This window comes from Streptomyces aurantiacus JA 4570 (assembly GCF_000414115.1).
Classification (GTDB): domain Bacteria; phylum Actinomycetota; class Actinomycetes; order Streptomycetales; family Streptomycetaceae; genus Streptomyces; species Streptomyces aurantiacus_A.
The window spans coordinates 1-6,811 of the sequence record NZ_AOPZ01000379.1; the positions used below are offsets into that span (position 1 = coordinate 1).

The 6,811-nt window shown below is 72.4% G+C and carries 6 protein-coding genes; 2 read left to right on the forward strand and 4 right to left on the reverse strand.

Annotated features, from left to right (window positions below; genetic code table 11):
- Both STRAU_RS31215 and STRAU_RS31220 read left to right on the forward strand, forming a co-directional pair.
- Positions 1 to 202 (forward strand): DUF4439 domain-containing protein (locus STRAU_RS31215; protein ID WP_037663112.1); only part of this gene is annotated, 202 nt, incomplete at its 5' end.
- Between the two features lie 119 nt (positions 203 to 321).
- The gene (locus STRAU_RS31220) at positions 322 to 1,233 is read left to right on the forward strand and encodes an aminoglycoside phosphotransferase family protein (protein ID WP_016644407.1); all 912 of its coding nucleotides are present in this window, start codon (positions 322 to 324) and stop codon (positions 1,231 to 1,233) included.
- 120 nt (positions 1,234 to 1,353) lie between these two features.
- Here the strand turns inward: STRAU_RS31220 and STRAU_RS31225 are convergent, their stop codons facing one another.
- The 4 genes from STRAU_RS31225 to STRAU_RS31240 form a co-directional block, all read right to left on the reverse strand.
- A complete protein-coding gene (locus STRAU_RS31225; RefSeq protein ID WP_016644408.1) occupies positions 1,354 to 3,048 on the reverse strand; it encodes a proline--tRNA ligase in 1,695 nt (564 codons plus the stop codon).
- Between the two features lie 70 nt (positions 3,049 to 3,118).
- The gene (locus STRAU_RS31230) at positions 3,119 to 3,664 is read right to left on the reverse strand and encodes a GNAT family N-acetyltransferase (protein ID WP_016644409.1); all 546 of its coding nucleotides are present in this window, start codon (positions 3,662 to 3,664) and stop codon (positions 3,119 to 3,121) included.
- Positions 3,665 to 3,890: 226 nt separating this feature from the next.
- Positions 3,891 to 4,739, reverse strand: coding sequence for a GNAT family N-acetyltransferase (locus STRAU_RS31235; RefSeq protein ID WP_037663114.1), 849 nt, complete (start codon positions 4,737 to 4,739; stop codon positions 3,891 to 3,893).
- A 105-nt stretch (positions 4,740 to 4,844) separates the two neighbouring features.
- Complete coding sequence (locus STRAU_RS31240; RefSeq protein ID WP_016644411.1) at positions 4,845 to 6,662, reverse strand: alpha-L-fucosidase; 1,818 nt, start codon at positions 6,660 to 6,662, stop codon at positions 4,845 to 4,847.
- Between the last annotated feature and the right edge of the window lie 149 nt (positions 6,663 to 6,811).

A 6,811-nucleotide genomic window follows, 5' to 3' on the forward strand; every position in this document is an offset into this window, starting at 1 on the left:
ACTGGAGGAGCGGGGCGCCGGGGTCTACTCGGACCTGGTGCGGGCGGCCGCCGGGCGCCGGCGCGGGACAGCGGCCGAGTCGCTGCGGGAGGCGGCGGTGCGGGCGGCGCGGTGGCGGGGCGGGAGCGTAGCCTTCCCTGGGCTCGCGGAACGGTCCACCGGCTCCGGTGGCGGCTCGGGGTCCGGGGCGCCACGGGAGTGAGCGCGCCGTGCGCCGCGGCGGTGGGCCCCCTCGGGCGTGGGCGCGCTGGTACGTACGTATGCCTTCGGGCAGTTGGGACACGGGCGTCTTCGGACGGCCGGGAAGGGAACACCCCGCGCATGGCTTTCGAACCGCCGCCGCGCCTCGTCCGTGCGCTCGGCGAGACGCCGCGCGACACCGCCACCGACGACTGGCTCCGCCGTCTGCCCGAGCTGGCCCAGGAGGCCGTGGCGCGACGGGACCTGACCGTCGAGCGGGTGCAGGTGCCCGGCGGGCGCAGCAGCCTCGTCGTGCTCGTGCGGACGCGGGAGGGTACGCCCGCGGTGCTCAAGCTGGTGCCCCCGCGGTCGCGGCCCGACAGCGAGCGCGCCGCGCTGGGGCACTGGGGTGGGCTGGGCGCCGCGCGGTTGCTGGACGGGGCGGATGCCTCGGGCGACGGGGCGTTCCTGGTCGAGCGGTTGCAGCGGGATGTGTCCGTGCGGTCGTTGCCCGAGGCCAAGTCGATGCTGGAGGCGGCGGGGACGCTGCGGCGGCTGTGGGTGCCGCCGCCCGCCGGGCACCGGTTCGAGACCGTCGCGGAGCGGACCGGGCGGCAGGCCGGGGCGATGGCGGACTGCCCTGACCCGGACGCCGAGCCGCTCGTGGCGGCCGCGCTCGCCGCCCGCGAGGAGCTGCTCGCTTCCGTGCCCGAGGGCGCGGAGGCGTTGCTGCACGGGACGTTCCGGCAGAGCAAGGTGCTCGCCGGGGAGCGGATGCCGTGGCTGGCCGTGGGGCCCGATCCGGTGGTCGGTGAGTGCGCCTTCGACCTGGCGCGGCTCGTGCGGGATCGGGTCGAGGATCTGATCGCCTCCCCGTCGGGGGCGGCGGTGACGCGGCGGCGCGTGAAGCGGCTTGCCGAGGCGCTGGAAGTGGATCAGGAGCGGTTGCGGGGGTGGACGTTGTTCCGGGCCGTGGAGTCCGGTGTCCGCGCGCTGCGCGTGGGGCGGGGGCAGGACGCGGAGCTGCTCCTTGAGTTCGCGGGGTGGTTGTAGGCCCTCGCGGGGAGCGCCCCAGTCCCGCCCCTTCCCGTAACCAGGGGGCTGCCGCCCTCCGGCGTTTGAGGAGCGGGGGTCTGGGGGCAGAGCCCCCCAGTGGCGCCCCCGCGAGGCCCCCTACGCCGAGAGGCGGGCGATCGCCTCGGCCACGGAGAGCTCCTCGCGCTCACCGGTACGCCGGTCCTTGAGCTCCAAGACCCCCTCCGCGGAGCGCCGCCCCGCGACCAGGATCTTCGGGACGCCGATCAGCTCGGCGTCGGTGAACTTGACGCCGGGCGAGACCCCCGCCCGGTCGTCCACGAGCACCCGCACGCCCGCGGCGTTCAGCTGCTCGGAGACGTCGAGCGCCAGCTCGGTCTGCACGGCCTTGCCCGCCGCGACGACGTGCACGTCGGCCGGGGCGACCTCGGCGGGCCAGCACAGCCCCTGCTCGTCGGCGGACTGCTCCACGAGCGCGGCGACGGCGCGGGAGACCCCGATGCCGTACGAGCCCATGGTGACGCGGACGGGCTTGCCGTTCTGGCCGAGCACGTCGAGCTGGAAGGTGTCGGCGTACTTGCGGCCGAGCTGGAAGATGTGGCCGATCTCGATCGCCCGGTCGAGGCGAAGACCGGCGCCGCAGGCGGGGCAGGGGTCGCCGGCCTCGACCACGACGACATCCAGGTAGTCGTCGACCTCGAAGTCACGGCCGCAGACGACGTTGCGCGCGTGCCGGTCGGCCTTGTTGGCGCCGGTGATCCAGGAGGTGCCGGGCGCGACGCGCGGGTCGGCGATGTAGCGGACCTTCTCCAGGCCCTGCGGGCCGACGTAGCCGCGTACGAGGTCGTCGCGGCCCTCGAAGTCCTCCGCGGTGACCAGCTCGACCTCGGCGGGCGCGAGGTGCTCGCCGAGCTTGCCGAGGTCGACCTCGCGGTCACCGGGCACGCCCACGGCGACGATCTCGCCGTCGACCTTGACGAGCAGGTTCTTGAGGGTGGCGGAGGCCGGGACGCCCAGGTGCTCGGCGAGGGTCTCGATGGTGGGCGTGTCGGGGGTGTCCAGCTCCTCCACGGCCGGGTGGCCGTCGACGGACACCGGCTTCAGGGCGAAGGTGACGGCCTCGGTGTTCGCCGCGTAGTCGCACTCCGGGCAGTCCACGAAGGTGTCCTCGCCCGCGGGCGCGGGCGCCAGGAACTCCTCGGACGCCGAGCCGCCCATCGCGCCGGACACGGCGGAGACGATGCGGTAGTCCAGGCCGAGGCGCTCGAAGATGCGCTGGTAGGCGGCGCGGTGCAGGGCGTACGCCTCGGCGAGGCCCTCGTCGGAGGCGTCGAAGGAGTACGAGTCCTTCATCTGGAACTCGCGGCCGCGCAGCACACCGGCGCGCGGGCGGGCCTCGTCGCGGTACTTGGTCTGGATCTGGTAGAGGATCACCGGCAGGTCCTTGTAGGACGAGCACTGGTCCTTGACGACCTGGGTGAAGATCTCCTCGTGGGTGGGGCCGAGGAGGTAGTCGGAGCCCTTGCGGTCCTTCAGGCGGAACAGCAGGTCGCCGTACTCCTCATAGCGCCCGCTGGCCTCGTAGGGCTCCTTGGGCAGCAGCGCGGGGAGGAGAACCTCCTGGCCGCCGATGGCGTCCATTTCCTCGCGGACGACGCGGGCGACGTTCTCGTAGACCTTCTTGCCGAGCGGCAGCCAGGTCCAGATGCCCGCGGCGGTGCGGCGTACGTAACCGGCGCGGACGAGCAGCTTGTGGTTGAGCGTCTCCGCGTCCGCCGGGTCGTCGCGCAGTGTCTTGACCATCAAACGGGACATGCGCTGGACCTGGGCCATGGTGATCTCCTGCTACGAAAGAGTGATGGGCGCAGGTTAGCCGGGGCACACGGGCACGTGGAAATCCGATTCAGCGAACGGGCCGCCTGAGCGGCAGCGGGGCGCCCATCACGGCGTACGGCTTGGGGGCGCTCGGGAAGAGGACGCCCCGCGCCAGATCGGCGTAGCCGAGGGAGCGGTACAGGGCGCGGGCGGGGCTCTCCGTGTCGATGGCGGAGAGGATCGAGCGGGGCTCGGCGGCGGCGTCCGTGACGGTGGTGATGAGGGAGCGGCCGATGCCGCGGTTCTGGTAGCCGGGCCGTACGTGCAGCTCGGTGATCACGAAGGAATCGTCGAGCCAGCCGTCCAGGCCCCAGCCGCGCAGATAGGGCTCGACGACCGTGGACCACCAGTGCCCGCGGTCGTTGGGCATGCCGTAGACGAAGCCGACGAGCCGTCCGTCGCGGGTGGTCGCGCCGAGCGCACGCGCGCCGGGGTGGGTGAGGTGCCGCAGGACGATCTGGCGGCGCACCGCGATCTCGTCGTCGCTGAGTCCGAAGGCCAGGGCCTGCACGCGCAACGCGTCGTCCACGCGCGCGGCCAGGTCGAGCGGCCCGATCACGACGTCGTCAGTCATGCGGGAACCCTACTTCGCGGCCTGGCGGCGGCGGGCGGCGCCGGGGACTGGCCGCGGCCGGAAGCGGCCCCGTCAGGGGCGCGGGGAACTGCGCGACCAGCCACAAAAAAGCCGCAGACGCGTCTGCCGAGTAACTGAGCAGACGCGTCTGCGGCATTTCGTGCGCTGAGCGCGCCCACGCGGCGGAGCCGCAAATCGGCACAGCCCCGCGCCCCTTACGGGGCGCTCAGAACAGCACACTCATGAACGCCCCGACTTCCTGGAACCCCACGCGCCGGTACGTAGCCCGGGCCGCCGTGTTGAAGTCGTTGACGTACAGGCTGACGACCGGCGCGACGTCCGCGAGGGCGTAGCGCAGGACGGCCGCCATGCCGGGGGCGGCGAGCCCCTGCCCCCGGTACTCGGGCGCCACCCACACGCCCTGCACCTGGCAGGCCCGGTCCGTCGCGGCGCCGATCTCGGCCTTGAAGACGACGCGGCCGTCGGCGTCGAGGCGGGCGAAGGAGCGTCCGGCGCCGACGAGTTCGGCGACCCGTGCCTGGTAGAGGAGCCCGCCGTCGCCGGCCAGCGGCGAGACGCCGACCTCCTCGGTGAACATGGCCACGCACGCGGGCATGATCGTTTCCATCTCGTCCTTGCGGACGCGGCGGACGTACGGATCGGGCGTGACGTCGGCGGGCAGCCGGTCGGTGACCATCAGGGGCTGCTGGGCGCGGACCTCGCGGGCCGGGCCCCAGGAGGGTTCGAGGAGCCGCCACAGGAGGGCGGTCGGTTCGGCGGGGCCGACGATGGAGGAGCAGCGTCGGCCTGCCCTGCGGGCGCGGTCGGCGAAGCCGCGGACGGCGCGCGGGGTGGCGCAGATCGGGACGAGGTTGGCGCCCGCGTAGCAGAGCGACTCCAGCATGCCGTCCTCGTACCAGCCCCACATCTCGCCGCCGAGCCGCCACGGGTCGAGGCCGGCGATGCGGACCCGGGCCGTGACGAAGGCGTTCGCGACCGGCTCGCGGTCGAGCACGGCGAGCGCGGCGTCCAGGTCACTCGGATCGAGGACCCTGGTGGTGGTCTGGGTCAACACGTGCGGGGGCCTCACCATACGGTCTGCTGATCTCCGCACTGTACCTGGCGAGGTTCCGCGATGCCGCCCGGTCGCGGTGGGCCACCGGGCGGCCGGGCGGCGCGGTCAGCGGCGGGACACGTGGCCGTGGCCGACCTGGATCTCGTCGATCTTGAGTTGGCGGTGGAAGTTCGGGGCGCCGGCCGCGGCCCAGGTGGTGGCGACGTCGAGCTTCAGATAGCGGGTCGTGAGGCGGTCGCCGAGGTCGATGAAGCGGATGCCGCGGGCGCTCTCCAGGACCCCGGCCCTGATCCGGCGCCACCGTGTGCCGTCGTCGCTCGCGGACACCGTGTAGTCCTTGATCCGCGCGGAGTCCTCCGGTCTGCCGAAGGTCGAGCGGTTGTGGGTGGGCGACCACTCGCGCTGGTTGACGCCGAGATGGGTGGCCTTCTTCCGGCCGCCGAGGTCGAGCGTGTACGACACGGGCAGTCCGCCCTTGTTGTCGGTGTACGTGGCGAAGTCGCCGTCGGTGAGGGCGGGTTCGCTCGCCTTGACGGAGCCGGTGGGGTAGACGCCCTCGCGCCCGCCGGTGGTCTCGACCTTGAAGACGGTGTCGTAGGGGTCCCAGTTCTTGATGGACCGGATGGTGAGGCGGCCGTCGCTCTGGGCGAACGGCAGGGGCTTGCCGGTGCGCAGATCGGTGACCTTCTTGACGCGGTGGCCGTTGTCGCGCAGCCGGACCTGGTCGCCGCCCGTGGGCCGGGTGGTGACGTGGACGTACTGCGTGGCGGGCTTGGCGCGGCTCACGGTGATGTAGCCGTACGCGCCGTCGTTCCAGGCGCCGGGCTGCATCCCGCCGTACAGGTAGCCGCCGCCGTCGACGGCGCCCAGGGACTCCCGGATGGGCGGCAGGTAGTCCTTCATGAAGTTGGTGAACTTCTGCTGCTGGGGCGGGAACCGGCCGTCGACCATGGCCTGGAGGTCCATCAGGGACTTGATGGACGTGCCCGAATTGGCCACGTAGCGGCCGACGTTGAGGCCCGTGTCGACGGGGCGGTCCTGGCCGTCGTACCACCAGGCGCCGGTGCTCGGCACCTTGTAGCAGGACTCGGTCAGGCGCGGCATGGGCGTCCAGATCGCCGAGGGCTGGTCGTAGGGCGGGGTCATGCCGGTCTTCTGCTCGTGGGACACCATGTCCATGATCGCGGTGTCCTCGTTGTTGTTGCTGAGCGTCATGCCGGGGCGCTTCTCGCGGATCTGCTCGTAGAGCTTGTGCTGCTCCCAGTACTCGTTGTCGTTGTCGATCCAGAAGCCGGACAGCTTCGGGTAGTTGTCCATCACCTCGAAGAAATTGTCGTAACTGAACTCGCCGAAGCCGGGGCGCTGGGTGAGGTCGATGTCGCGGCCCTTGTGGGCGGAGTACGCGGCCGAGTCGAGGGTCTCGACGCCCTGCTCGTCGTGCCATTTCGGGTCGTCGGTCATGTAGAGGATCGTCTTGACGCCCTTGGCCTCGCCCGCCTTGATCAGCTCGCCGAGGAAGTCGCGCTTCGTGGCGCAGGTGCCGGGGATCTTCGAGGGCCAGGGGCGGGCGTAGCCGAGGCGGGAGTGGAAGGTGGCGAGGACGATGTAGCTCGCCTTGAGCTTCTTGGCCTCGTCGACCCAGTAGTCGGGGGTCCAGCCGCCGTCGGTGACGGCCTTCTCCCACGCGGCGCAGTCGTAGTGCTTGGGGCTGGTGAACATGCCCCAGTGCAGGAAGAGGCCGGCGGTGGCGTTCCTGAGCATGCCCTGGCGGGGCGGGTCGGCGGGCGGCCGCGCGCGGTCGGCGGCGACGCCCGTGCCGGTTCCGGTGCCCGTGTGGGCACCGGTGCCGGCGAGGAGCAGGGTCAGGGCGGCGGCCCATGAGGACCAGAGTCTGCGGCGGCGGGCGCGGCGGGTGGCGGCCATGCGTGGACCTCGGTTCCATCGACTCAGTCATCGGATGAAACGGTGCGGGCGTGCGCCCTCTGGAGCGGGCGCCCGGACAAGGTCCTGCGATACATCGGAGCTGTCAAGGTGTTGTGCGGGTCGCCGGGGGCGGCAACTGTGCCGCCGCT